Annotated in this window: 2 protein-coding genes; one reads left to right on the top strand and one right to left on the bottom strand. The window is 63.9% G+C overall.

Features of this window, described 5'->3' with window-relative positions:
* The coding region (locus tag AC1DX6_RS30530; RefSeq protein ID WP_477320299.1) for an Lrp/AsnC ligand binding domain-containing protein at nucleotides 1–223 on the top strand (223 nt) is incomplete at its 5' end.
* Between the two features lie 242 nt (nucleotides 224–465).
* On the opposite strand, the gene AC1DX6_RS30525 is transcribed toward AC1DX6_RS30530, so the two are convergent.
* A partial coding sequence (locus AC1DX6_RS30525) for a beta-lactamase hydrolase domain-containing protein (protein ID WP_477320301.1) occupies nucleotides 466–643 on the bottom strand: 178 nt, incomplete at its 5' end.

Genomic DNA, 643 nt, shown 5'->3' with positions numbered 1-643 from the left:
CAATGCCAGGCGCTTCGGCGAGCTTCTGGCGCGGCTGCCCGAAGTGCAGGAGGCGCACGCGCTGACCGGCGAGATGGATTACATCCTGAAAGTGGTGACGCCCGACCTGAAGTCACTGTCAGAATTCGTCAACGGCGTGCTCCTGCCGCACGAATCCGTGCAGCATGTGAAGACGGCGATCGTGCTGGAGACGCTGAAGGAAACCGGGGCGCTGCCGATTTAGTTATTACGATTATCGGATGCGCCGGCGGGACAGCGCCCCCCCTCTGTCCTGCCGGACATCTCCCCCACAAGGGGGGAGATCAGATGGCGCGCCGGCTTTCGCCAACCACCAGCGCTGCAGGAATGGCACCGTCGCCGAGGCTGCCAATCTCCCCCCTCGTGGGGGAGATGTCCGGCAGGACAGAGGGGGGCGCGACGGAACGCCAACTTATGGAATTGGCTCTCGCCAATCGAACTAAGCCTTCACCCCTTCGACTGCTGGATCAGCCCATAGAGATTGGTGCAGCGCGCTCCGGAGCGGCAATAGGCGAACACCGGGCCGTCGAGTTCGTCGAGCGCCTCGGCCTGGTCCTCGACATTCTCGGCGGTGATCTGGCCGCTGATGACAGGGATGTAGCGGAAGGCGAGGCCTGCGGCTTCG

Source organism: Mesorhizobium sp. P2_C4 (genome assembly GCF_056404575.1).
This window is presented reverse-complemented; position numbering and strand designations above follow the sequence as displayed.